The following is a 24,780-nucleotide window of genomic DNA, read 5'->3' as shown; positions in this document are numbered from 1 at the left end:
CACTTTATGACCTAGTCTTACCTTTACATCATAAAGAAGGTGTAAAATAAAAGTCAATATTTTCTAAATATTTCGTTTATAACTTTCTTCCGACAAATTCTCCCTTTTTTCGCCTCATTCCATGGCAAAGAAACAAGCGCAATCGGACATCCCTGCATACAATATATCAATTCAAATTGGAGGTGAAAAAAGAGCATGAATTTAATTGATTTTTTAAATGAGAATTATATTATGCTTGTACCAGCCCTATGGGTACTAGGGTTTGCCTTAAAACAAACACCGAAAGTCCCTGATTGGTCGATCATCTGGATTCTCTTCCTTGCAGCTATTATTTTGGGAAATCTTGCGTTTGGTTTTTCTTCTACAGGAATAATAAACGGAATCATTGCTGCAGGGGTTGCTGTTCTAGGTCACCAAATGTTTAAGCAAACCATTGGCTTCAAGCTAACAAACCACAAAATTCCTTTATATGATCAGAAAGAGCTTGATGACAATCGAAAGGAAAAGGCTCCAGAAGAAAACGAACCAGAGGAACACTGCCCAAACGAGAAAAAAGAATCGAGCTAAAGCCAGACTTTGGCTCGATTCCTATGTAACCACCTTAAACAGCGAAGTTTAAGGTAGCTTGCGAACCGTAAGACCATTTTTGAAGGGGAGGTCTTACTTTATCATATTATCCTTATTGGAAAGGTGTATGGACAAAACGACCAAGTTGTCTACCTAATTTTCATACATATTTTATTCGTGTTTTACAAATAATTTTTACATATAGGAACAAGTATCTATTTTTTTAAAAATTTCAATCCGAGGAGGGTCGTGAGTTGCCGAATCTATGGTGGTATCTTCTTGTAACAACCATTCCCTTCGCCCTATTTGTATATACCTTACGAAAACATAGTCCAAGGAAGGTTTGGGCCACCTATTTTTTTCTATCCGGTCTCTCCTTCATCCTGGACTTTATCGTCCTTATTCTTTTGAATGGATATGTATATCATCCAGGTGGAATCGACAATAACTGGTACGACTCTGTCCTTGGCTCTCATTTTTCTCAAGCATTTATTATTCCGATGATTGGAACCTTTATTGCTGCGTTTCAGCTCCGTTTTCGCTGGATTCTGGGAATCATTCTATTTTTAGTCGGAACTGAAGAATTGTTTAAGTTCTTACACATATACGAGCAATTTTGGTGGAAAACGTTTTTTACAGGAAGCTTATTATGCCTTGCTTTTCCAATTGGGAAAGTGTGGTATAAGGTATTAGCCTCCCCTCCTTTTTGGATTATTGGCTTTAATACCTTTCTCATGGTCAATACCCTGGTTAATTCACATAATTTCTATTTACTTCAGCTGTTCGATCATTTTACATTTACCCCAGGATGGTATGAAAATGAAACGAGAGATTCGATTGCAGGTAGTGCCCTATTCCTAGTTGGGCATGCACTATTTATGACGTTTGTCATTATCCGAAAGTGGAACATCCCCTGGATTGCTTTTGGCTTGCTATTAAACTTCTTGACGAACTACTTATTGATTAAGTTTGATCTGCTTCATTTAAAGTCGTACTGGCCGATCGTGTTATTTCAAATTGATTTTTTCATAACGATTTACTTATTTCGCTGGATATACTTGAAGATGTTCTACTCACATATGGGCAATGAGAAAGGCTGGAAGCGAATTTTGCTAAGAACAAAGAACCGAACACTGGTTTAACGCAGCGTAGTTTCGGGAAATGAAAAGCAATGAGACTTTTGCCTATTGCCTTCACTTTACCGGTGGAGGCATTTTTTTATCAGCCTCTCGCTTGAATAAGTGTCTTGCCTTCGTTCATTCGTATCAACATATCTGTGTAAATTATTCGTACGTTTTACGGCATATTACGTGTTCGAAGAAGCAGACTAACTATGGCTTGCTATTATTTAAAGGGAGTGGTTGGTTTGCGATTTGCGAAGAAGATGCTTGCGATGATCCAGGAACGACAGGAGAAAAAAGTGGCATTAGCGGTGGATACCTCTTCACAGGAGGTCCGAACGATATTAATTAATAACATCATCAAGCTATTTGAGCAAGTAAAACCCGATACGATTTTGGTTCAAGCCGATTTCAAAATCAGAAGCATTGGACCGGTCAAGTCCGACTCGATCACGTACTATTCCCACGGGAAATCGTCCTATACCCTCGTTCTGGAATGGGCAGAACAGGAGGAGATTGATACCTTGTTTTATATCACAGATATTACAGGGTTTATTGACGAGGAGCTAGAGAGTGTGAGCTATGAAATGTTCTGGCTCGTCCCTGACGACTACCTACCGAAATCTCCGTTTGGGAAAGCGATTAAGCTCGCGTAGGTGAGGTGCCTGCCCTTAGTTTGTTGTTGCATTGCCGTGCTGGGGGCAGGTATCATTGCTTTAATCTTTTTTCCCCTATCAAAATTCCGCTAATGATAGGAGCTCTCCCTTCCGAATGGCTTCAATTGTTCCTCTAGACGTATCAGCTCCTTCTTTACTAACTTTGATAACTGCTACTTGGGGTATGGCAACCATTCGAGGGTTGAGGAGACAGATGTGTACAAATAAGAGAATCAATAAATTCCCCTTCTTCGTTTTCTTCGCGAAAATCGTACATTAAAAGTTCTCATTCAGTGTCGGACGACAGGAATGCGAGAAAAGTGGGCTTCTGAGTCCGAAGTGGGGGCAACTTCGGACTCGATTCCGAGAAAAGCCTGTCTCCGTGTCCGAAGAGAGGGCAACTTCGGACTCGATTCCGAGAATTGCCTGTCCCCGTGTCCGAAGTGGGGGCAACTTCGGACTCGATTCCGAGAAAAGCCTGTCTCCGTGTCCGAAGAGAGGGCAACTTCGGACTCGATTCCGAGAATTGCCTGTCTCCTTGTCCGAAGTGAGGACAACTTCGGACTCGATTCCGAGAAATCCCTGGCCACGTGTCCAAAGAGGGGGCAACTTCGGACTCAAATCCGAGAAAAGCCTGTCCACGTGTCCGAAGAGAGGGCAACTTCGGACTCAAATCCGAGAAATCCCTGGCCACGTGTCCGAAGAGAGTGAAACTTCGGACTCGATTCCGAGAAATCCCTGGCCACGTGTCCGAAGAAGCTGCAACTTCGGACTCGATTCCGAGAAATCCCTGGCCACGTGTCCGAAGAGGGGGCAACTTCGGACTCGATTCCGAGAAAAGCCTGTCCACGTGTCCGAAGTGGGGGCAACTTCGGACAGGATTCCGAGAAATACGAGAGCGTATAAAATTTTGTGTAAATGGATATACTTTCCATTAAAGGAGATGGTCGTTTATGCAAAGTTTTCGAGATCTAACTGTAAGAGAATTAGCTAGTCAATGCCAAACTGTTGATGATATTCATATGATGATGAAAGAATTGTTTAGAGAAACACTTCAACAGGTATTTGAGGCTGAAATTGAGGAACATCTAGGTTATTCCAAGCATGATTCTTCTGGGAATAATACAGGAAATAGTCGTAATGGATATAGTAAAAAGTCGATTAAAACAAAGCTTGGAGAGACTCCTCTTAGTATACCTAGGGATCGAAAAGGTGAATATGAGCCACAGATTATCAAGAAGTATGAAACTTCTATCAATGGACTTGAAGATCAAATTATTGCTCTCTATTCTAAGGGAATGTCTACTCGAGATATCGAGCAACACATGAAAGATATCTACGGAGTCAATGTTTCACCAAGTTTGGTCAGTAAAGTCACAGATAAGATTTTACCCCTGGTCTATGAGTGGCAGTCTCGTCTACTAGAACCTGTTTATCCTATCGTGTTTTTAGACGCTATTCATTTTAAGGTAAAGCATGAAAATCGAATTGTTAGTAAAGCCGCATACACGGTATTAGGGATTAATACCGATGGTATTAAGGATATACTTGGAATCTGGATTGGTGAGGATGAGAGCGCTAGCTTCTGGCTGAATGTCTGCCAGGATCTTAAAAGCAGAGGAGTTGAAGACATTCTTATTGTTTGTAAGGACGGGCTTTCAGGCTTTTCTGAGGCGATTAGCGCTACGTTCCCAAAGACAGATATACAGTCATGTATTATTCATCAATTACGAAACAATGTAAAAGGTGTCCCTATGAAATACCGCAAAGAACTTATGGCTGATTTAAAGTTAGTTTATAAAGCGGTTACTTTAGAAAAAGCTGAAAGTGCTTTTCAAGATTTCAAAGAACAGTGGGGACAGAAGTATCCTGCAATTATTAAATCATGGGAAACAAATTGGTTGGAGTTAACTACTTATTTCTCCTATCCAGTAGAGATAAGAAAACTGATTTATACAACGAATACTATTGAAGCTTTCCATAGGCAGTTAAGAAAAGTTACGAAAACCAAAACAGCTTATCCAACAGATAATTCTTTACGTAAGATTGTTTTTCTGGCCACTATGGGGGTGACAGACCGATGGACTGTACCTGTACCAGGGTGGATGGAATGTAGGCAACAGTTTGAAATCATGTTCGCTGGTCGGCTTGGGAAATAAGTTCTGTCCTAGCATTCCTACGTATTAGGGCAATGCCTTAAGGGTTTATCGCTTTAGGTTCTCCCAAAAGGGAAAAAGAGAGGAAAATCCTCTCTTCCTTTTGTACAGAACCCCACTTGGTGCTCGGGTTGCTCCCCAGCATTGCCCTATCCCCCTAGTAGGTAAGATTATTGTTGACTATCAAGCACATGTTCAATCATTTACACAAAATAATTTACACTACCAGAAATACCTGTCCCAGTGTCCGAAGTGGGGGCAACTTAGGACTCGATTCCGAGAAATCCCTGTCCACGTGTCCGAAGAGGCCGCAAGTTCGGACAGAATTCCGAGAAAAGCTGGTCACAGTGTCCAAGAGCAAGTGTGTAAAAAGGAACTGACACATTAACTCCTCCCCTATTCAAAGTTCAAACACCTGCAATAGATTGTTAAACCTGTTTCACTCGGTAATAGCCTCTACAAAAAACGCTGTTAGCTGGTTTGATCATAATGAGAATGGAATTAATGAGATCTGAAGCGGAAATCAATGCGTTCAACCAGCCCACAAATAGAAGGAGAATTTTTACATGATCGGTTACAAAGAAGGAAAGTAGGACAGGTACAACCGATAATGCAATAAAAGGTAAGCTCATAAAGATCAAAAACCTAGCTTTCGAGAGAGTGGCATTTGTATGGATCCAAAAGAATATTCCACTAAATGTTAGACTCATATCTCCTTTCCGATAAATGACCAAAAAATGTAAGGATTCGTGAATGATGAAAGTTAGAATACCTATTAGGATGAGTATTACAATACTTAAGCTCGTGAATTCTGTTGGAAGGAAGCTTGGTATCAGTAGAATGATGAACTGTAGGAGGTATACTAGCTTCATAAAGTGATGACGAAACCATTCTTTTTGAATAAATGGAGTCCATTCTGACAAATCCATCTTTTTCTGCGGCAAATGACGAAACCATAAAATCAATAGCCTTCACCCTCCTAAAGTGCCAATCTTAGTAACCTGCTCATACATATTTTAGTTATCCGATGGCAGCTGCCTTCTATTGCAATTACTGTTATATATCTTACACAAATGCTAGTGCGTGAACACTTTGCGACATGGGATTAGACACTTCTTTTTTTACCAATATTTCACTATTCACCGTCTTAAACCCTTCCTCGTTTGAAAAAAATACATTCCCTACTATCCAGCTGAGGAAAAAGTTTCACACTAGTTTTAGCAAGTGATTCTGTAATACAAAGAGGACCCAGATTATTACTGGTCCTCTTTGCTTTGAGTCTAAAGTCTTTACTGTTCGCTTTAATCCACATAATTTTTTCTAACGCAGAAAATAATAACCATATGAGGTGATATGATGGTAATTCTTAACATGTTGATTTCATTGAGTCTATTTTGCAACTTAGGAATGATTCAAGCAAACAACCAAATGACGGTACCTCCACCAAAAGTAATGAAAAGTGCTTATACAAACATTCCTGAAACGAACAATTGGGTTATTATACCAAAAGGAGTTGACGAAATAACAATCTATGTAGAAGCCGAAAATGCAGAAACTGTCCTCTTTTGGCTCATACCTACTGGCACTCAGACATGGTGGGAAAGAAGTCTTATTGGTTATGCGATAAATACTGAAAAAGAAGCTATTTTTAAGAGTCCACAAACTTTTTCAATAACATGGAAAATCGACAAGCCTTTTCTTCATGACCACATAGAAGTCCAGCTTATAGGAATGAATGAAAGTACTAGTGGTGGAAGCATAAACATTACCATGGATAGAGATAAATGAATATATAACTATCTACTTCATCAGCGTCTTCAAACCTTCTCAATAAAGAACTCGTTATTTAGCCCTGGAAAAGGAGATGCTTTTCTACCCGTTATTTAAAAAAATCAAGTATAGATCATCACCATAACCTCTTTTAAGTTCCATTTTTACTTTGCTGTCTTCAGCAATAACGCACTAAGCCCTTTATACATGGAGGTTTCCCGATATTGTATCCTTCAATTTTGTAAAATGTTATCTAACACTCTTCTCATAACCATAGATGATTAATCCACAAAACAATGCACACCCAATAAATGTAAGCACATAATAAAGCGGCGAGCCTACCATCCTTAAAGCGACTTCATTTTGAAGTGTGTCAATACTTTCCCATTTATGCGCAATATCGGGATGATAATTCAGCGTTTGAATATATCCAACTACAAAAGTACCACCTATATAGAGTACATGAATGACAAAGGAAAGAACGAATGCTTGAATAATAGTCTTCAAATCCTCACACAACCTTTCATATCCTTAGCTTCTATAATAAACGGGAAAGAACGAATCGGAAAACGCAACTTTATTGCTTATCTCACATACCAGTCATCTACCATTTATTAGGAAAGAAGGAAAAATTAATTAGCTAACGAAATCATACCAAATGGAGGTAACATAAGATTACTTATATCGTTAGAAATATAACAGTCTTTGTTGGGTTGCCTCTTACCATTTGGAACTTAGCAACGAAAAGAAAGGACAACGATAGCCCGCCAAAGATCATTAAACCCAAATTCTCAGAAGTTGACGCCATTGTAACTGGTTTACGTGTCATTATAACGTGGTCCCCCCCCCTCCCCCTGCACACCAGGTGTCAGATACAGTATCTTTATAACAATAAAGTCTAAGGAGCTTTTAATCATGGGCATGTCTACCTATTATAAGAATCTTCGAGAAAAGGTTGGAAGTGATTTCCTATTCATGCCAAGTGTGACTGGAATTGTTCGGAATGAATTAGGAGAAATTTTGTTACAGAATAAAGGAAACGGTGAAAAATGGAGTCTTCCCGCAGGTGCCATCGAGCTTGGAGAAGCTCCTGCTCAAGCAGTTGTCCGTGAGGTTTGGGAGGAAACAGGATTATATGTTGTCCCTATAAAGCTTATTGGAGTTTTTGCAGGCAAAGAGTATCGTTATCAGTACCCGAACGGTCATAAAGTGGAATATACTATTTTTATATTTGATTGTGCTGTACAAGGTGGCTATATTTCACCGGTAGATGAGGAGACTGCTGAGCTACGTTATTTTCACCCAAAAGTAATGCCTGAGCTCGCATTACCTTATCCTAAACATCTATTTACACAAAGAGGCTATAATGACGAAATATATTTTCAATGGAATGATGAATGGGTAAAAGAAATTTCAATTGATAAAGGATCAACCATCTGACATTCCAGTTGATTGGATAGTTTGAAGGAGAAAAAAGAATGTTCATACGAATGGCAGTCGTTTTATTGATGGCATTATGGCTGGGGTATCGATATTTTGTTACAACAACTATGACAAGTGAAGACTTAACCATAAGTATAATTACTTTTGTAATTGTTTGGTTTAGTCTCAATTATTCTATAGAAATAAAGGCCGTTCTGAAGTGAACATTTGGAAAGAATGATGGGTTATAAAGGAAATGCCCTCCTCCTCCCCGCGTTAACGTTTCACCGCACCGGGGGTCTGACCCCTTTTAAGAAAGGTGGCATGTATGTGCTTAAATTTATAAGGAAATCATGGAAAACTAAATATATGTTTCTTTTTTCCATGATGTTTCTTTGGAATACATTTTATGACTTCTTTACTGAAAAAGAGTTTAATGTACTTTTCAATTTCATTCGTTCATGCGTATTTGTTTTAGTATTTTCTTTTGGACAACTGATTGCTAATAGTAAAGATACTACTAAAATAGATGAGTAGATTATTAGACTATAAATAGGTTCAGTGCGCTAATCGGATAAAAACGAAGAAATCTTTAAAAAATGTGGTTTCCTTGTTTGTTTACTAGGAAGTTTTGTAGAATAATACACTTATTGCAAGCTCCGCGAAACTAGTGGATCGGATCCTTCTCACTTGGTTTTTTATGGTAAAATTACTTATAGAATGATTTTAGCTATTGTTTCCATGAGTGGAGTTGAGAATGTTTGATTAATATGAGGATTCGCATAGTATTAGCAGGTGGGTTGCTCGTCATATTTATCCTAGTGCTTCTACAATATAGTTTTCTAGAAACAATTGCCCTTAAGCTTACGATCATTAGTTTATTGGGAATGTCGCTTACCATACTATTCACTTTTTTCACAAAGCTATGGTTACATTTTATTTTTTTGAATGTATCATACTTTTTCATGAATGTAGTCATCTATGTTTTTTCAATTACAAACAAAACAAAGCACTTTCATCTCATATTTATCATTGCTATTGTTATCTATACCATCCGCATTGTGATTGCTGGGTGGACGAAGGAAAATAAGCTAGACTGAGTTAACTCAATTCAAATGAGGGGTCAGACCCCTAAAGTGCGTTAACGCTTCACCGCACCGGGGGTCTGACCCCATTTTATACCTGTATGATAATTGGCAAAATCATCGGCTTCCGTCTTGTTTGACTGAATACGTATTGGCCGATTGACTTCTTCACTTCTTGTCGTAAGGCTTTCCAGTTGTTTTGGCTTCTTTCTTCTGAGTCGTTTACGGCCTTTTTGGCGAAACGGTTGACCTCTTGAATTAGTTCTTCCGCATCTCTTACATAGACAAAGCCCCTTGAAATGGTGTCAGGACCTGAGATTAGCTTTCTTTCAGTCCTGCTCATCGTTAGGACGATTACGAGCATTCCGTCTTCGGATAGCTGCTTGCGATCGCGGAGGATGATTTCGCCAACGTCCCCTATTCCGACTCCATCAATATAGGTATTTCCTGATGGAATGCTTCTCGTTTGACGAGCGATTTTATCTTCCAAGTCAACGACTTCTCCATTTTTTAAAAGAAACGTGTGACCTTTCTCGACACCAACGGCTTCTGCTAGCATGCGATGATGATGGAGCATACGGTATTCACCGTGAATCGGGATGAAATAGGTAGGCTTCATTAAGGTAAGCATAAGCTTTAAGTCCTCTTGATAGCCGTGCCCGGATACGTGCATCCCCGTTGAAACGCCTGATCCATAAATGACTTTTGCTCCGAGCATAAATAACTGGTCAATGATCTTGGAGACGCTTCGTTCATTTCCAGGAATCGGACCAGCTGCTAAAATAACGAGATCCTCTGGCAAAATTTCGATTCCACGAAAACTGGAAGTGGATAGCCGTGCGAGTGCGGCGAGCGGCTCTCCTTGACTGCCGGTACAAAGGATTGCGACACGCTCAGGTGGATAGTCATGCACCTCATTCGGATCAATGAGCATCCCGTCTGGTACTTGAAGATAGCCTCGTTCCATTGCGACTCCAATTACATTTACCATGCTTCGACCGAGGAGGGCTAGCTTCCGGTTCGTCTTTTTAGCAGCATCGACGACCTGCTGGACCCGGTTCACATTCGACGCAAATGTAGAGACAATGACTTTTCGCCTTGCTTTCATAAAGGCGTCTTCCATATGCTCAGCTACAATTTGCTCGGAAGGAGTAGCACCAGGACGTTCCGCATTCGTACTTTCTGATAAAAGAAGAAGCACACCCTTTCGGCCAATCTCCGCCATCTTATAAATGTCGGCTGCCTCGCTATTAGCAGGCGTTAAGTCAAACTTGAAGTCACCTGTATGGACGATTGTGCCCTCAGGTGTATCAAAAACAACTCCCAAACAGTCTGGGATACTATGATTCACTTTAAAGAATGAGGTGTTCATTTTTCCAAAAGTCAAGGTGGATTGGGAATCAATTTCGACAAGCTCCGTCTCCCCCAACAGCCGATGTTCCTGAAGCTTTAGCTCAATCAACCCAAGCGTAAAACGGGTGGCATAGACGGGCACATTCATTTTTTTCAAGAAAAACGGAATGCCACCGATATGGTCCTCATGTCCGTGGGTGACGATCAGTCCCTTGACTCTCTCTTTGTTCTCCTCTAAATACGTCAGATCAGGAATAATTAAGTCAATTCCTAACAACGTTTCATCTGGAAATTTATTGCCGCAGTCGATGACAACCATCTCATTGTCACATTCAATTCCATACATATTCTTGCCTACTTCGTGTAGTCCACCTAAGGCAAAGACGGATACATTAGCCGCCAAGGCAATCTCCTCCTAATGAAAAATAATAGGAATAGTATGCCCTGCCAGTTAAACCAGAATGCTAAATCACTAAACTTTATCGGATAGTATTTCTTTTAATTCCTCATCTGTTATGGAGACATGTGCGGATCCAGATGCATCAATGACTTCATCAATCAAGTCCTTCTTCTGCAATTGCAGCTTGTTGATGCTCTCTTCTATGGTTCCTTTTCCGACGAGCTTGATCACTTGAACAGGATTTAATTGCCCCATCCGGTGAGCACGGTCCATTGCCTGTTCTTCTACCGCAGGATTCCACCAGATATCGTAGAGAATGACTGTATCCGCTCCTGTTAGGTTAAGCCCAGTTCCCCCTGCCTTCAAGCTTATTAAGAACACGTCTGCTTCCCCATCATTGTAGCGGCGGCAAAGGTCTACACGCTCTTCTGAAGGTGTTTGTCCATCTAGGTAAAAATAGTCCCCACCTTCCTCTGCTAATCTTCTGCCGATCAGCTGAAGCATCCCTGTAAACTGTGAGAAGACAAGCACTCGCCTTCTTGAATGCTGCGCTTCCTCTAAGAGATGAAACAGGTGCTCAAACTTGGCAGAGCTTCCTTTGTAGCCATCAACAAAAAGCGCGGGATGGCAACAAATTTGCCGAAGTCTAGTCAGACCTGCTAGAATTTTGATCCGGTTTTTGCGAATGGTGTCCTTGTCTAGATGCTTTAATGTTTCCTCGCGAAGCTTCGCTAGATAGGCAGCATAGAGCTTCTTTTGCTCTGGGAATAATTCGATATATTCCATCGTTTCGGTTTTTTCAGGTAGCTCGGATAAGACGTCCTCCTTTAGACGACGAAGGAGAAACGGACGGATTCTTTTCCCGATCTCTTTCCTGGTCAGGTGACTATAATCATCAAACCGCTTGAAAAGCTGAGGAAACACAACATGGAAAATGGACCATAGCTCTTCAAGTGAGTTTTCAATCGGCGTTCCTGTCAGTGCAAACCGATGTGGACTCTGTAATTTTTTCATAGCTCGCGCCGTTTGTGTCGCTGGATTTTTAAAGGCCTGCGCTTCATCGAAAAAGATGGTGTGGAATGTTTGAGTCTCGTACCACTTTAGGTCCCTTCGCACGAGCGGATAAGAAGCGATCAGAACATCCATGTTCGAAGACACACGCTGTAGCTGCTCCCGTTCGGATGGGGAGCCATCCATTACAATTGCCTCAATTTCAGGCGAAAACTTCATCAATTCATTTAACCAATTGTACGTTAAGGAGGACGGACAAACGATCAGAACAGGCTGCTTATTTTTTCGAATGGGCTCAAGCTCCGACTGAATGTACGCAATGCTTTGCAGCGTCTTTCCAAGCCCCATATCATCACCGAGAATGCCGCCAAACCCATAGCTAGCAAGCGTCTTCATCCACTGATACCCTTGGATTTGGTAGTCCCTTAAAGTAGCTTGTAAGCCTGAGGGTAGCTCATCGACGAGTCTTCCGGGATCAGATAAAGCATCAAGAAAGGCGCGAAATGATGGATCATACTGAAAGAGCTCTTCATCTCCTTTATGAATCGAAGACAGTCCCTCAATGATAGGCAGGGATACGCCAGTGGAGAGGTCTGCCGTCTCAGCTGGCAGACCATGAATAAATTGATGAACCTCTTGAAACTCCCTTGTCTCAAGGGATAACAGCGAGCCATCTCGCAATCGATAATACTTGCGTTTTTCTTGTAATGCATGGAGAATATCGCGAATTTGCTTTTCTGGGATGCCATCCATTTCAAACGTAAACTTGAGCCAATCTGTTCGTTCTTTATGTACCTTCACGCGGATTTTCGGCTTAGCTGACTCGCGAAAAATCCGATTTCTTACCGCTGTTGTTGCATAAATTTGCATCAGCTTTTGCAGCTTTGGCAGTTGATAAACAAGAAAATCAAATTCAAGCTCTTCATTTTGCAGAAAATAACCACCCTCGGTTTGAGCAAATTGACTTTCCTCCATGATTTCAATCACCGCTGCTTCCTTCTCTAGATCACGCACAACGAAAGCGGCACCCTTACGTTCCTGCTCTTCTAACGGATGGAGAACGATCTCTCCATATTGAAACTCAATCGCAGCGAGCAGACGATTTTTGATTCGATCGAGATAAAGCTTCGCCACTAGAGGCGTTTTCATAAACTCCTTGCGAATGTGGGGAGCCAGCTCTACCCTCCCAAGCCTCTTTAAGCCTGGAACAACCTTGTCCATGACATACGGAAGCTGCTCACGCATAATCGGAATTTCATCTGTCTTGGAATCCACTAGCATTTTTTTCAGCTCATATAAACGCTGACAATCATCTTTTGGTAAGTGAACGATTTTTCCGCGTGAAAGGACGGAATGGTAGCCATTCATTACGACCATCCCTCTTAGCCCGATCACTCGTAGACGAAATTCACTGCCCTGCTCGGTCATATGAAAGGACAAGGGCAGCGGATCAATTGAAGAAGCGATGCCTTCCATACTCATTCCAGACACACGGAGCTCGACTTCTTCAGCCTGCTGGAGAGCTGATAGAAGCTTGCGAAAATAGGACGGAAGGATCATCAGCTGGTGGGGCGAGATGATTACAGAGTCACCTTGAAGCAACTCCTCATCGTTGCTCATTTCGAATAACAGCTGAACGACTTCATCTGAATTTCTGTGAAGGCAGTAATTCTCAGGCTGATAGGTAAAGGATGCTGACACCTCAACCGGTTCCCCGTTCTTTATTTGATGTAAAAATGGCCGGATATTGGTAATCGGCACCCCATTTAAGACAATGCTAATCCCCAGTAGATGATCATGGGTACCATACGGAACAGGCTCACAAATAAAGGCAACTGGAACTGCCTGTCTCGTTTCAAAATGTAGGCGGTGGGCAGTTGGTTGTTGACGTGAACCCCCTCGAAACAGACTCATCAGCCCTTCTGTTAACACATGTTGCGAAGAGATGGTTTCTGTTTGTGGAGAATGGTTTCGCTTTCGATCAGCAAGGGACAGTAGCACAGCTGCAATATGCTGACATTCCTTAGTAAAGGATGTCAGCTTCGGACACGTGCAGCTCGCTTCAAAACGACCGTCTGGATGACTATTTACCATTACCTCGAACGGCTCTTTTCCTTCTACTATACCTCGGCAGCTGGCTTCATCCACGAAATCTAACTGGACTTTTCCGTTGCGAACATAAGCATCTCCCCGTTTAAAGGAGACCTCACCACATAAGTCCTTGATGATTTGATCGTTCAATTTGATATTCATGGCTCGTCCTCCTTTCTACTGAGAAATCACTGGATTCAAATGATTAATAGTTTATTTTATAAAAATTCTCCTCCATTGATAGGCTCATAAAGATTTGCTTGTAAATCGACGCGATTCGGAGCAAGGAAAATGACTCCTTCCTGCTCGAGTGCCTGCTTTTGTCTTTGAAAGCTCTGAGGGTTGGTTAGGGCAATTTCTCCCTTAGAATTGATGACCCGGTGCCATGGGAGTTGATGCTTTTGACTCATTGAATGCAATATGCGGACAACCTGTCTTGCCCCACGAGGACTACCCGCTAGTCTCGCAATTTGCCCGTAGGTCATGACCGAACCAGCAGGAATTTGTTGAATCATCCGCACACACCGCTCTGTAAATGGTTTCATACTCACGCTTCCTTTAGAATCTCAAATTGAATTTTCTTTATTGTACCATGAATGAACAGCTGTCAGCTTCTGCTGGCACATGAGAAAAAGAGCCGGCAAACGGCTCTTTCTGGTTTATTTTTGTTCATGCCAAGCGGTTAAACCGCCTGCGAGCACCTTCACCTGATAGCCTGCATCTGCCAAGAGAGCCGCACATTTAGCAGCAGAATTGCCTGTCGTGCACGTAACGATTAGTTCCGTTTCCTTTGGTAGATCTAAATCCTCCATCGATGTTCCTTCACGATGAAAAATCTCTGTCTTATGTATGTGCTGTACATTGGCATGTGGATGGCTTAAATGTCCCGCCTCAAATTTCTCTTTTGCCCGAACATCTACAATAATTACGTCCTGCCCTTGTTCCAATTGGTCCTTTAACTCTTTCGCTTGAATGGTCGATAACATGCAACCACACCTTTCTTTATCCGTTATTCGTAACTCCTAAGAGATCTTTAATCAAGTCGACTGCCCATAGGAAACCGAGCGTACTAAACCAAACGGCAAATGGGAAGATCAAGCTTTTGACCGCATGCATAATCGTATACGATTCTTCCCTTCGACGCAGCAACCGATCGGTTACAAAAAATAAAAACGCAGCGGATAGACTGTAAAACCATAAAACGATTCCAAAAAGAAGATGAAACAACAATGATAAATAGGGTTCAATTGGAGGATTTTCTGCTTTTCGAGTCAGAAATCCGCTGATGGCATCACTTAGCATCGAGGTAAGCACGCCGTACACAAGAATCACCGGAAAACTATACACCAAATACATGGGAGTAGTATGGAGAAATCCCCAAAAATAATCGGAGACAGAGCTGATTTCTTCTCCAAATGGATTCGGTACGACAAGCCCTAACAGCACGGCAAAAATAGCCCCCGAAATAGACGCAGCGATTATTTTTCTTGTGAAAATAGTCAACACCTCTTCAAGTACAAGTATGTCAATAGATTGGGTGGATAGAATCATTATAGCTTATTTTCCAATATGATGGGAATGTTAACTCGAATCGTATCCCCCATATTTAGTTTTAGGACACTAATAGTCAGAAAAACTTGTCATCTCGATACATCTTATAGAGAAACAGTCGTTTTGTCACCGTTTACCAGTGAATTCATCTTTTTCACGCCCTCTAGTCCATTTTGCGAACATCCTTTGATCGATCTTTCAATTATTGATTTTAGACGGCGCTTCATTTGCGAGGTATGTTTAACTTACCCGGGAATACAAGTGGTAAGCGCGCTTTCCTAGAAGGGATTCAAATGGAAAGCTTTGAAGAGGTAAAGGACAAATATGAACGGTTGATCTGGAAAATCATCCAAACGCTACACATTTACAAGAATAAAGAGGAATTCTATCAAATTGGGCTCATCGCCCTTTGGCAGGCCCATGTACGGTATAATGCGGAAAAAGGGAGCTTCTACATCTATGCCTACTCGTTTATTCGCGGCAAAATTCAAACGCAAATGTCACGGCAAAATCAATTTGATGAACGCAATATCTTTCCCACGGAAGAATACTTGGAGCAGATAGAAGGCGACAACAATCAACACTTTTTAGAAGAACACTACATTTTATCCCTTTGCGAACACTTAACGGCGAACCAAAAGAAATGGGTGCTATACACCGCCCTTCATGATCTGTCCATCTTCGATATTGCGAAAAAAGAACACGTCTCCCCCTCTGCCGTAAAAGCCTGGAGAAAAGGAGCGAAGGAAAGGCTAAGAGGACATTTAGTTCAAAATTAAACGATCACCAACCTACAGAAAAGAGCCTACCAGTTGCAATCGTCATTTCAGACGATGGCTTAGGAAGGCTCTACTATTATATTAAGGTGAATATAACCACTATATATGATGTTATTGAAGTGTTATTATAGTACCTCTTCTAATACTGATCGTTACAGAAAAACAGAGCTTACATAACGCGGGAAGTTCTGTTTTTGTGATTTATTATCTATTAAAGGAACTTGTTTTATGAAAACTCGAACTCAAGATATATAGCTATATTCTTTTATGTAAATACCGTTAAATTTGTTGTCAACTTGAATTTCCCCCTTGACAAATAACTCCACTAACAGCTTATTCAAAGGTAAACGGAGGTACCGGTATAAAGTCTGGTCTATTTGAACTTCCCATTTACATATATGATTCGTGCTTTACCTTTTCCATTTCTTGTTTTTTCTCCCCTTTTTTCTCTCTATTTTTCAATAAATACACTCCGGCCAGGATCACGAACATTCCCCCCCAATCACTAGCTGTAATCTTCTCACCAGCTATAAATGCTCCTATAAATAGGGCAACGATCGGAGGTATATAAGTAACCGTAGAGGCTACGACTGCCCCCAGGTGATTTACAATGGTATAGTATAAAATATAAGCTAGACCTGTTCCAATAAAACCAAGCCCAACAATGACACCTATAAGCGCTGGGGTACTTTCTCTTATAGCATCTATGCTTGTAAAATCAGTCCATGTGGAAATCGTAAGTAACGCGAAAATCATTTGATAACTTGTCAACGCAGCTGTGGGGATCTTAACGTCAGAAAGAAATTTTTTGGCATATACAAAAGAGATTCCAACGCTCATTGAGCCTATGATCATAGATACCACCCCATTTACATGTAAGCTACCGTCTCCATTAACCCAAGGCTTAGCAATTATGATAACTCCGAGTACCTCAATTAGAATACCTACTACTTTTCTTCCGTTTATTTTTTCTTCTTTTAGAAGAAAAAAGGTTACAATAGTAGAGAAAATTGGAATAGAACCACTAAGAGCCCCCGCTATTCCCGAACTTAGAATAGAAGTTCCTTTTGCGAAACAGAAAAAGTATATTGTCGTAGCTAGTAATGACATGACAAAAAAATGATGACTATTTTTAAAATGAGACCATTTAATTTGTCTCTTTATTAGAGCGTAGACAATAACTGGAAAAACACCTGCCAATACTCTTAAGAATACAATTTGTGATGGATTAATTAAGGCAGCAGCCCATTTCATAAAAAGAAAGTTTGTTCCCCAAATTATTCCTAGTAAAAGATAAGGCAAAAAATATATATGAAGTCCTTTCATATCAATCACTCCTTTACACTAAAATAATGATCATTAGACACTTTAATTGAGTAAAATGAGATTGATGGAATGAATTATTACTCGATCCACATTTCCTTCAGCAGAAAAGTAAATGTATGATGTGATATAATATAGTGTGCAAAATGTTCATTATATCGTTTGTTTATTATATTGTACGATATGGACAATATAATGTAAATAGGAGGATTTTAAATGGAACATATTCATGGTGTTATCTCGAGTAATTTACAACTAATTAGAAAAAAAAGGAAAATGAGTCTTGAGGATTTAGCAAATTGTTCTGGTGTAAGTAAGAGTCTGCTGAGACAAATAGAAAAAGAAGAATCTAATCCAACCATTTCTACACTCTGGAAGATTGCGAATGGATTAAAAATCCCTTTTACTTCGTTAATTCAGTATGAAATCCCTGACACAGAAATCATAAGGAAGAGCGATATAACTCCGTTAACGGAGGGAGATGGGTTGTACAGGTTATATCCAAACTTTTCATATGAAGATCAGAAACCTTTTGAAATGTATTCTGTAGAATTAGAATCAAATGCAATTTTAGCGGCCGAGCCCCATCCCCCAAATTCCATTGAATGTATAACCGTAGTAAATGGCTCATTAACAATAACAATTGAAAACCATAAGTATTCTATTCAAGAAGGCGACTCTATTAAATTTCGAGGCGATCTCTATCACACTTATATGAATGAGACCAACGAAATCACAAAATTATCTATGGTAATTTACTATCCAAAAAAGTAAGCAGCCTGTCTATTGACAAGCTGCTTACTTTTTTCAAAACTGATCATTATTAAGAAGCTAAATCTCACACAAATCTGTTCCGTTAGTGAAAATATTCTTTTGTTTTTCCAATGGAACTAAATTCAATTACATATGAAGGAAGGAGCTTTTGCGAAGAACGGACTAGCAAGAGATATCAAAAGTATATTTGCAGTCTGGAGCAACACCCTCTTCCGTATGCCGATACATAAAAAACACCAGCCCCGCTAAAAGGGACTGGTATCTGGAAACAACTGTTATCTACTCTTACACACCTTTGAAAGCTTCACGATAGATGTCAGCAAGCTCTGTAACTAATGGCAATTTAGGGTTTGCAGTTGTACATTGATCTTCAAATGCTCGTTCCGCTAACCAATCGACCTTTTTCTCGAATTCAGCTTTCTTGACTCCATTTGCTTCAATGCTCATTGGGATTTCAAGCTCTTTTGCAAGCTTGATGACCGCTTGAATGAGGCTTTCTACCCCTTCTTCTGTTGTTCTAGCAGGAAGACCTAATGCACGGGCAATTTCTGCGTATCGTTGGTCGGCAATGAATTTCTCATATTTAGGGAATGCCGTAAATTTCTTTGGCTTTGTTGCATTGTAGCGAATGACGTGCGGCATTAAGATCGTGTTCGCACGGCCGTGAGCAATATGGAACTCGGCTCCAAGCTTATGGGCTAAGCTGTGGTTAATCCCGAGGAACGCATTCGCAAATGCCATCCCGGCAATCGTTGACGCATTATGCATTTTTTCACGTGCCAGCGCATCACTTCCATCATGGTACGCTTTCGGTAAATATTCGAATACGAGTTGGATCGCTTTAATCGCTAGTCCATCCGTATAGTCATTTGCCATAACTGAAACATAGGCTTCAAACGCATGAGTTAATACATCCATACCTGTGTCTGCCGTAATATGCTTAGGTACGGTCATAACAAACTGTGGATCAATGATCGCTACATCCGGTGTTAATTCATAGTCTGCTAGCGGATACTTTAGGTTCTGTTCTTTGTCTGTAATAACTGAAAATGAAGTAACCTCTGACCCCGTTCCAGATGTGGTAGGAATCGCAACGAATTGTGCTTTCTCACCTAGCTTCGGATATTTAACGAGACGCTTCCGGATGTCGAGGAATTTTTGTTTTAATCCAAAGAACTCTGCATCTGGGTGCTCGTAGAAAAGCCACATGCCTTTCGCCGCATCCATAGCTGAACCACCACCAAGAGCAATGATTACATCAGGCTGGAAGTTTGCCATCATTTCAGCACCCTTCATCACCGTTTCAATCGAAGGATCCGGCTCTACTTCTGAGAAAATTTCACAGTGAACATAATCAGGACGTTTTCTTAAGTAGTAAAGGACTTTATCTACATAGCCAAGCTTCACCATTCCTGGATCCGTTACGATCAATGCCTTTGAAATGTTTGGCATTTTCGCTAAATACTGTGTTGAGTTTTTTTCAAAGTAGATTTTTGGTGGAACCTTAAACCATTGCATATTCACATTCCTTTTCGCCATCTTTTTAATATTCAATAAGTTTACAGCACCAACATTTTGAGAAACGGAGTTCCCACCGAATGTACCACAGCCGAGTGTTAGTGAAGGCAAGAAGGCATTGTAAATATCACCAATTGCCCCTTGTGAAGATGGTGCGTTAATGATAATGCGGCATGCTTTCATCCGCTTGCCAAATTCCTTCATTAATTCTTCGTTTGTTGAATGTAAGACAGCCGAATGGCCGAGCCCACCAAACTCTAGCATTTCCTCTGCTCTCTTAAAGCCTTCTTCGCTATTGTTCACCTTATAGCAAGCAAGTACTGGGCTTAGCTTTTCTCTTGATAGAGGATATTGAGGGCCGACCCCTTTTAATTCTGCTACTAACATTTTCGTATCTTCTGGAACGGTTACTCCTGCCATTTTGGCGATTTTTGCAGCAGGCATCCCCACAATCGCTGCGTTTACGGCACATGATGCTTCATTGATCACGAGCTTTTCAACCTTGATCCGTTCATCGTCCGTTAAGAAATAACAGTTATGTGAGATCATTTCCATTTTAACTTCTTCATAGATTTCTTTATCAATTATAACGGCCTGTTCTGAAGCACAGATCATTCCATTATCAAAGGTTTTTGAGAGTATTAAGTCATTGACCGCCCGGCCGATTTTCGCCGTTTTTTCTATATAACAAGGAACGTTACCAGGACCTACTCCTAATGCCGGCTTCCCTGAACTGTATGCGGATTTCACCATTCCCGCTCCACCAGTTGCTAAGATCATTGATACACCGTCATGATTCATAAGCGTTTGCGTTGCTTGTAAGGATGGCTTCTCTACCCATTGGATACAATTTTCTGGAGCTCCCGCTTTCACCGCTGCATCTCGAAGAATTCTCGCTGCTTCACTGCTACACTTTTGAGCCGATGGATGGAAAGCAAAGATAATCGGGTTTCTTGTTTTTATTGATATAAGCGCTTTAAACATCGTCGTTGACGTTGGATTGGTTACAGGAGTTACCCCGACTACTACCCCTACTGGCTCTGCGATTTCGGTAACTCCATCCTGTTCGTTTTCATGAATGACTCCAACTGTTTTATCATATTTAATATTGTTATAGATGTACTCGGTTGCGAACAAATTCTTAATGATTTTGTCCTCGTACACGCCGCGACCGGTTTCTTCAACCGCGAGCTTCGCAAGCGGCATATGCTGATCTAATCCAGCCAGAGCCATCTGTTTAACCATCTCGTCAATTTGCTCTTGATTAAATTCTTGAAATTCCTTTAGCGCTTTCTTCCCGTTTCTAACAAGCGTATCAATGACACTTGTTACTGCTTGTTGCTCCGATACTACTTTCTCTTTAACTACCATGTTCAACTCTCCTCCAAAACAAGATATTGTGAAACATTTCACAAGAACCTTCAAAAAAAAGATTCTATCTAAAAGATTGAATTAAAGCATGTCACATCTGTTGTAGCCTCTTAGTTGTTTACACGACAGGGGTTAACATTATTATTCACAAACTGGATTTCGAGGAATCTTCTCGAAGGACACATCTGTATATGCTTTTGAGCAACGTTTGACGATAATCACAAAATTGACTGTCCAGATATACGCTGGGAATTCTTCCTGATCTTTAAACATCATTGCCTCAAATTCATCGCCGATCATTTCTTCGAAAGCATCTTGCGTGTAAGTATCAGCATCTGTTGAAAAGTTTCTCCATTCACATACCATCATGTTAATCACTCCTTAGTGCTTTTCTGATTTAAATATAACACATCATCAAGATAATAGTTTGTGAAATATTGAACAAAGTTTGAATCTCATTTCGTGTTTCTAAATAAACAGTATTTCCTTATGTATATAGATCGTTCATTTAGTTGGATGAGAATCGTTACGTACATTGGTTGAAAACGCTTACATTTAATTATTATATTGAGATAATATATCCATTTAGTATATTGAACAAGTTCAAGTAAGTAGCCAAGGTTTATCTGACTCCTTAGAAGATCTCAATGATCTTTTGCCTATTTCTTATTTTTCTCCCGGTATTTCCTTACTTTCGCGATTGTACCACAAGCTCTACCAGTTGAGCTGTTCTTGTTCATACTACACCATTTCTTTGTACTGCTTTTAGAAGCGTCGTAAAATGCCCATTGGCAATCAGGGCAAATCTTATATCGATGAAATTGGCCTTCTTCAACTTTCTGTAAGACGAGAATCAGTATATGATCAATGATACTATGTCGGTTGGTGAAAAATTCTAACCGATATTTCCCACTCCCAGTTGTCATTTGTGTATGTACATTCCTTCGAATGATCCATTGGTTCATGCCCTCTATCGTGCCGCTTGCCAAGGCATGTCGGAGTTCATTTCGAAATAAACGAACATCTGGTAGAGCATCTGTATTCTCTCGTATAGAAAAAATCTGTAAATCGTCTTGAGTGTGCAGGTTTTCTATAGGGATTCTGTTGTCGTTCGATATTTCCCATGTATTGAGGAACAGGAGGAGTTCGTCATTTTCATTTCCTTTATCCATTGTAACCACCAATCGTTTTTGAGAGTTGCACTTTTGTCTAGTATATCATAAACTATTTGTAACCACCAAAATATATTGAAGGTTACACGGAGGATACGTATGAATGCTTCTACAAAAATCACCTTAACTTCAGGGTTCTTCTTAAATTTTGCCGGATTTGCCGTATTTTCATTTTTGGCCGTGTATTTGTCGAATTCCATTGGGCTAACACCATGGGAGACTGGAACGGTCTTATCCTTGCTTACCTTGTCTTCCCGAGCTTTGCCACTTTTCACAGGCATAATGGGAGATCAATTGGGATATAAACGGATGATGGGAATCGGTCTATTCCTTAGAGGAATCGGATTTGTTGTCTTGGCTTACGCACCTTCTTTTCTTGAGGTGTCAGTAGCCGTACTTTTAATTGGAATTGGCGCTGCATGCTACGAGCCTGCTGCCTTAGCCTTTTTTTCTCAAGAAGAAAATCCAAGCGTAAGAAAGAAATCCTTTATTTATTTGAATTTAGCTTTAAATGGAGGGGCGATCGCTGGGCCACTGCTTGGCGGATTTCTCGTAATCACAGACCCAAGCCTGCCTTTCTTACTTAGCGCATCTATTTTCTTCGTGCTTTTCATTGTCCAATCCATCTATTTACCAAAACATACAAAAGCACGAGGTTCTGGCACAGGGGCAATATTCAGTGGAATTCGCCATATTCTTAACAACAAACGATTTCTATTCTTCTGTTTTTCGATGGTGTTCTTTTGGTTTATGTATGCTCAGCTTACGGTCGCTTTGCCCTTACATATGTTTGCTCTTTCAAATAAAGAACATCTCGTAAGCCTAGTTATTACTGTAAATGCCTTATCAGGGCTTATTTTTATGGCTGCTTTTAACCGGATTTATATGAAAACGAGTGCCTTATTTTTATCAAGCATTGGAACCTTAATCATGGCGTTATCTTTCTTATGTATTGGCTTCTTTCCAAATCCTATTTGGCTAATTGTTTGTATCGTTGGGTTTACGGTTGGCGAAACCCTCGTTCTACCGTCGGCTGATATATCGGTATCTGATTTTGCGGACGAATCTTACAGCGGAGCCTATTATGGATTTTCTGACTTATCCTTTGCTGTTGGAGCGACTCTTGGGAATTTTTCAGGAGCTTTCTTATTAAATGCATATAAACCAGAATCAATGATTCCATGGGTCACCTTTGCATGTGTCGGCTTATTTGGGGTGATTCTATTAGGGGGACTTTACCAGCTTCAAAAGAGAACGGTGCCTGCTCTGAAGTAAGGTCAGATATTGGGAAGCAGGCTTGATCCCTTTTGCCATGCTTGGTTTTATTGGCGTGTACAGACTACAATCAAAACCTTTATCTTCGAAAAAGCTTGTCATATCGTCTCGAAACTCTTTAACAGTCGGGTAAGAATACTCTTTCATATACGTTCTTCATCAAATCCAAAACGTAGGATATTCCCGGTTATTACGTATGTTATTTATGACCAGTGCAAAGAAAACAATGAGTACCGAGCCGATTAATACTGGTCAAAACGGGGTCTGTCCCCCGTCGAAGTAACGCTTTACCGTACCGGGGGTCTGACCCCGTTATTCATGATTTTTTTACAAAAAGGCCATACTATAAAAAATGCAAACAAGAAGGTGAAAAGGTACATGGCCCAGAATCAAATCGATATGACCGCTACTGAAATTGGGTTCTTATGGTCTACCTACCAGGCTGAATCCCTGAATCATTGTTTATTGACGTATTTTGACCATATTGTTGAAGATCCTGAAATAAAAGAGTTGAACAAAAGGAATTGGGACTCCTGCAAGAAAAATAGGGCTTGGTTGAATGAGCTGTTCGAAGAAGATGGCTTTCCTGTCCCAGAGAGTTTCAATGAATCAGATGTCAACCCCAGTGCAGCCAGGCTTTATACAGACCCATTTATCCTTTACTTCCAATGGTTTATAGGAAAGGGAAAATTGGATGTTTCATCCCTTGCCATCAACACGATCGCCAGAGATGATATTTTTTCTTTTTACGAAAATTGCGTTTCTCAAGCTACACAATTATTAAATGATGCAAGAAAGTTATTATTATCAAAAGGCTTATGGATCAGAGCTCCATATATACCAATGCCCCAAGCAGTAAGCTACGTAAAGAAAGAAAGTTTCTTGAACGGGTGGATTGGAGAAGAACGTCCCATTGCCGGGATTGAAATTGCGAGTATATTTTACAATCTGATGACCAATAGTCTTGGCCAAGCATTAATGACCAGCTTTATCCAGGTTAGTAAAAAGGGCGAAGTGCATAACAAGTTTGTTAGAGGACGAGAAATTGCTGCCAAACATGTGGATGTTTTATCAGCGGCACTTAAAAAAGAGAATCTGTCCGTACCCAATACATGGAATACCGGAATAACTGCATCGACGGAACCGCCATTTTCTGAGAAATTGATGCTCAATATGGTTAGCTTTTTAAACTCACAGGGCTTGGCTAATTACGGTACGGCTGTTTCCCTTTCCATGAAACGGGATATTGGACTGGACTTCACTAGATTGGCAGCAGAAGTCGCAAATTTCACCCAAGATTCCACAAAACTTCTCATCAAAAAAGGCTGGATGGAAACTCCACCTCTTGCTCCGAAAAGAGAATAACAGGATAACGGGGTCTGACC

General features: G+C 40.6%; 25 protein-coding genes. 12 read left to right on the top strand and 13 right to left on the bottom strand.

Annotated features, from left to right (window positions below; translation table 11 throughout):
* The first annotated feature begins 195 nt into the window (after positions 1-195).
* From LS684_RS09725 to LS684_RS09715, 3 genes are all read left to right on the top strand, one after another.
* On the top strand, positions 196-567 hold the full coding sequence (locus LS684_RS09725; protein WP_233811383.1) for a phage holin family protein: 372 nt from the start codon (positions 196-198) through the stop codon (positions 565-567).
* A 254-nt stretch (positions 568-821) separates the two neighbouring features.
* Positions 822-1,709 carry a hypothetical protein gene (locus tag LS684_RS09720; RefSeq protein ID WP_233811382.1) on the top strand — a complete coding sequence of 296 codons (888 nt, stop codon included), beginning with the start codon at positions 822-824 and terminating at the stop codon, positions 1,707-1,709.
* A gap of 224 nt (positions 1,710-1,933) precedes the next feature.
* Positions 1,934-2,344, top strand: coding sequence for a vWA domain-containing protein (locus LS684_RS09715; RefSeq protein ID WP_233811601.1), 411 nt, complete (start codon positions 1,934-1,936; stop codon positions 2,342-2,344).
* A 78-nt stretch (positions 2,345-2,422) separates the two neighbouring features.
* Here LS684_RS09715 and LS684_RS09710 read toward each other — a convergent pair whose 3' ends face one another.
* Positions 2,423-2,581: a hypothetical protein gene (locus LS684_RS09710; protein WP_233811381.1), complete on the bottom strand. Its 159-nt coding sequence runs from the start codon at positions 2,579-2,581 to the stop codon at positions 2,423-2,425.
* Between the two features lie 716 nt (positions 2,582-3,297).
* Between LS684_RS09710 and LS684_RS09705 the strand changes: the two genes are divergently transcribed.
* A complete protein-coding gene (locus tag LS684_RS09705) occupies positions 3,298-4,503 on the top strand; it encodes an IS256 family transposase (protein WP_233806036.1) in 1,206 nt (401 codons plus the stop codon).
* Between the two features lie 425 nt (positions 4,504-4,928).
* Here LS684_RS09705 and LS684_RS09700 read toward each other — a convergent pair whose 3' ends face one another.
* Positions 4,929-5,429, bottom strand: coding sequence for a DUF3267 domain-containing protein (locus LS684_RS09700; RefSeq protein WP_233811600.1), 501 nt, complete (start codon positions 5,427-5,429; stop codon positions 4,929-4,931).
* Positions 5,430-5,853: 424 nt separating this feature from the next.
* Between LS684_RS09700 and LS684_RS09695 the strand changes: the two genes are divergently transcribed.
* The gene (locus tag LS684_RS09695) at positions 5,854-6,288 is read left to right on the top strand and encodes a hypothetical protein (RefSeq protein WP_233811380.1); all 435 of its coding nucleotides are present in this window, start codon (positions 5,854-5,856) and stop codon (positions 6,286-6,288) included.
* Positions 6,289-6,519: 231 nt separating this feature from the next.
* Here the strand turns inward: LS684_RS09695 and LS684_RS09690 are convergent, their stop codons facing one another.
* A complete protein-coding gene (locus LS684_RS09690) occupies positions 6,520-6,777 on the bottom strand; it encodes a hypothetical protein (RefSeq protein WP_233811379.1) in 258 nt (85 codons plus the stop codon).
* A 172-nt stretch (positions 6,778-6,949) separates the two neighbouring features.
* A complete protein-coding gene (locus LS684_RS09685) occupies positions 6,950-7,099 on the bottom strand; it encodes a hypothetical protein (protein WP_233811378.1) in 150 nt (49 codons plus the stop codon).
* Positions 7,100-7,185: 86 nt separating this feature from the next.
* On the opposite strand from LS684_RS09685, the gene LS684_RS09680 reads away from it, so the two are divergent.
* The 3 genes from LS684_RS09680 (at position 7,186) to LS684_RS09670 (ending at position 8,792) form a co-directional block, all read left to right on the top strand.
* Complete coding sequence (locus tag LS684_RS09680) at positions 7,186-7,710, top strand: NUDIX hydrolase (RefSeq protein ID WP_233811377.1); 525 nt, start codon at positions 7,186-7,188, stop codon at positions 7,708-7,710.
* 38 nt (positions 7,711-7,748) lie between these two features.
* Positions 7,749-7,916: a hypothetical protein gene (locus tag LS684_RS09675; protein ID WP_233811376.1), complete on the top strand. Its 168-nt coding sequence runs from the start codon at positions 7,749-7,751 to the stop codon at positions 7,914-7,916.
* A 537-nt stretch (positions 7,917-8,453) separates the two neighbouring features.
* Positions 8,454-8,792 (top strand): hypothetical protein, encoded by a 339-nt coding sequence (locus LS684_RS09670; protein WP_233811375.1) that lies wholly within the window; start codon positions 8,454-8,456, stop codon positions 8,790-8,792.
* Positions 8,793-8,868: 76 nt separating this feature from the next.
* Here the strand turns inward: LS684_RS09670 and LS684_RS09665 are convergent, their stop codons facing one another.
* From LS684_RS09665 to LS684_RS09645, 5 genes are all read right to left on the bottom strand, one after another.
* Positions 8,869-10,476 (bottom strand): ribonuclease J, encoded by a 1,608-nt coding sequence (locus tag LS684_RS09665; RefSeq protein WP_233811599.1) that lies wholly within the window; start codon positions 10,474-10,476, stop codon positions 8,869-8,871.
* A gap of 126 nt (positions 10,477-10,602) precedes the next feature.
* Complete coding sequence (locus LS684_RS09660; RefSeq protein ID WP_233811374.1) at positions 10,603-13,794, bottom strand: DEAD/DEAH box helicase; 3,192 nt, start codon at positions 13,792-13,794, stop codon at positions 10,603-10,605.
* 56 nt (positions 13,795-13,850) lie between these two features.
* Positions 13,851-14,177, bottom strand: a complete 327-nt coding sequence (locus LS684_RS09655) for an MGMT family protein (RefSeq protein ID WP_233811373.1) — start codon at positions 14,175-14,177, stop codon at positions 13,851-13,853.
* Positions 14,178-14,291: 114 nt separating this feature from the next.
* Positions 14,292-14,618: a rhodanese-like domain-containing protein gene (locus LS684_RS09650; RefSeq protein WP_233811372.1), complete on the bottom strand. Its 327-nt coding sequence runs from the start codon at positions 14,616-14,618 to the stop codon at positions 14,292-14,294.
* A 16-nt stretch (positions 14,619-14,634) separates the two neighbouring features.
* Positions 14,635-15,183, bottom strand: coding sequence for a hypothetical protein (locus tag LS684_RS09645; protein WP_233811371.1), 549 nt, complete (start codon positions 15,181-15,183; stop codon positions 14,635-14,637).
* A gap of 293 nt (positions 15,184-15,476) precedes the next feature.
* Between LS684_RS09645 and LS684_RS09640 the strand changes: the two genes are divergently transcribed.
* Positions 15,477-15,962, top strand: a complete 486-nt coding sequence (locus LS684_RS09640) for a sigma-70 family RNA polymerase sigma factor (RefSeq protein WP_233811370.1) — start codon at positions 15,477-15,479, stop codon at positions 15,960-15,962.
* Between the two features lie 390 nt (positions 15,963-16,352).
* Here the strand turns inward: LS684_RS09640 and LS684_RS09635 are convergent, their stop codons facing one another.
* Positions 16,353-17,288, bottom strand: coding sequence for a DMT family transporter (locus LS684_RS09635; protein ID WP_233811369.1), 936 nt, complete (start codon positions 17,286-17,288; stop codon positions 16,353-16,355).
* A 213-nt stretch (positions 17,289-17,501) separates the two neighbouring features.
* On the opposite strand from LS684_RS09635, the gene LS684_RS09630 reads away from it, so the two are divergent.
* Positions 17,502-18,059, top strand: a complete 558-nt coding sequence (locus LS684_RS09630) for a helix-turn-helix domain-containing protein (protein ID WP_233811368.1) — start codon at positions 17,502-17,504, stop codon at positions 18,057-18,059.
* A gap of 285 nt (positions 18,060-18,344) precedes the next feature.
* On the opposite strand, the gene adhE is transcribed toward LS684_RS09630, so the two are convergent.
* The 3 genes from adhE to LS684_RS09615 all read right to left on the bottom strand — a co-directional run bounded on the left by adhE (position 18,345) and on the right by LS684_RS09615 (position 22,120).
* Positions 18,345-20,948: a bifunctional acetaldehyde-CoA/alcohol dehydrogenase gene (gene adhE / locus LS684_RS09625; RefSeq protein WP_233811367.1), complete on the bottom strand. Its 2,604-nt coding sequence runs from the start codon at positions 20,946-20,948 to the stop codon at positions 18,345-18,347.
* 141 nt (positions 20,949-21,089) lie between these two features.
* Positions 21,090-21,317, bottom strand: coding sequence for a hypothetical protein (locus tag LS684_RS09620; RefSeq protein WP_233811366.1), 228 nt, complete (start codon positions 21,315-21,317; stop codon positions 21,090-21,092).
* A 290-nt stretch (positions 21,318-21,607) separates the two neighbouring features.
* Positions 21,608-22,120: a CGNR zinc finger domain-containing protein gene (locus tag LS684_RS09615; protein ID WP_233811365.1), complete on the bottom strand. Its 513-nt coding sequence runs from the start codon at positions 22,118-22,120 to the stop codon at positions 21,608-21,610.
* 99 nt (positions 22,121-22,219) lie between these two features.
* Here LS684_RS09615 and LS684_RS09610 point away from each other — a divergent pair, with 99 nt between their 5' ends.
* Both LS684_RS09610 and LS684_RS09600 read left to right on the top strand, forming a co-directional pair.
* The gene (locus tag LS684_RS09610) at positions 22,220-23,395 is read left to right on the top strand and encodes an MDR family MFS transporter (protein ID WP_233811364.1); all 1,176 of its coding nucleotides are present in this window, start codon (positions 22,220-22,222) and stop codon (positions 23,393-23,395) included.
* A gap of 378 nt (positions 23,396-23,773) precedes the next feature.
* Positions 23,774-24,760 carry a DUF3231 family protein gene (locus LS684_RS09600; RefSeq protein ID WP_233811363.1) on the top strand — a complete coding sequence of 329 codons (987 nt, stop codon included), beginning with the start codon at positions 23,774-23,776 and terminating at the stop codon, positions 24,758-24,760.
* Positions 24,761-24,780: the final 20 nt, after the last annotated feature.

The organism is Cytobacillus spongiae (assembly GCF_021390075.1).
This window is presented reverse-complemented; position numbering and strand designations above follow the sequence as displayed.

Coding starts and splice junctions, on each gene's coding strand:
- LS684_RS09725 (WP_233811383.1), top strand. CDS start 196: ATGAATTTAATTGATTTTTTAAATGAGAATTATATTATGCTTGTACCA.
- LS684_RS09705 (WP_233806036.1), top strand. CDS start 3,298: ATGCAAAGTTTTCGAGATCTAACTGTAAGAGAATTAGCTAGTCAATGC.
- LS684_RS09700 (WP_233811600.1), bottom strand. CDS start 5,429: ATGGATTTGTCAGAATGGACTCCATTTATTCAAAAAGAATGGTTTCGT.
- LS684_RS09695 (WP_233811380.1), top strand. CDS start 5,854: ATGATGGTAATTCTTAACATGTTGATTTCATTGAGTCTATTTTGCAAC.
- LS684_RS09685 (WP_233811378.1), bottom strand. CDS start 7,099: ATGACACGTAAACCAGTTACAATGGCGTCAACTTCTGAGAATTTGGGT.
- LS684_RS09680 (WP_233811377.1), top strand. CDS start 7,186: ATGGGCATGTCTACCTATTATAAGAATCTTCGAGAAAAGGTTGGAAGT.
- LS684_RS09675 (WP_233811376.1), top strand. CDS start 7,749: ATGTTCATACGAATGGCAGTCGTTTTATTGATGGCATTATGGCTGGGG.
- LS684_RS09665 (WP_233811599.1), bottom strand. CDS start 10,476: ATGTATGGAATTGAATGTGACAATGAGATGGTTGTCATCGACTGCGGC.
- LS684_RS09660 (WP_233811374.1), bottom strand. CDS start 13,794: ATGAATATCAAATTGAACGATCAAATCATCAAGGACTTATGTGGTGAG.
- LS684_RS09655 (WP_233811373.1), bottom strand. CDS start 14,177: ATGAAACCATTTACAGAGCGGTGTGTGCGGATGATTCAACAAATTCCT.
- LS684_RS09650 (WP_233811372.1), bottom strand. CDS start 14,618: ATGTTATCGACCATTCAAGCGAAAGAGTTAAAGGACCAATTGGAACAA.
- LS684_RS09645 (WP_233811371.1), bottom strand. CDS start 15,183: ATGATTCTATCCACCCAATCTATTGACATACTTGTACTTGAAGAGGTG.
- LS684_RS09640 (WP_233811370.1), top strand. CDS start 15,477: ATGGAAAGCTTTGAAGAGGTAAAGGACAAATATGAACGGTTGATCTGG.
- LS684_RS09635 (WP_233811369.1), bottom strand. CDS start 17,288: ATGAAAGGACTTCATATATATTTTTTGCCTTATCTTTTACTAGGAATA.
- LS684_RS09630 (WP_233811368.1), top strand. CDS start 17,502: ATGGAACATATTCATGGTGTTATCTCGAGTAATTTACAACTAATTAGA.
- adhE (WP_233811367.1), bottom strand. CDS start 20,948: ATGGTAGTTAAAGAGAAAGTAGTATCGGAGCAACAAGCAGTAACAAGT.
- LS684_RS09620 (WP_233811366.1), bottom strand. CDS start 21,317: ATGATGGTATGTGAATGGAGAAACTTTTCAACAGATGCTGATACTTAC.
- LS684_RS09615 (WP_233811365.1), bottom strand. CDS start 22,120: ATGGATAAAGGAAATGAAAATGACGAACTCCTCCTGTTCCTCAATACA.
- LS684_RS09610 (WP_233811364.1), top strand. CDS start 22,220: ATGAATGCTTCTACAAAAATCACCTTAACTTCAGGGTTCTTCTTAAAT.
- LS684_RS09600 (WP_233811363.1), top strand. CDS start 23,774: ATGGCCCAGAATCAAATCGATATGACCGCTACTGAAATTGGGTTCTTA.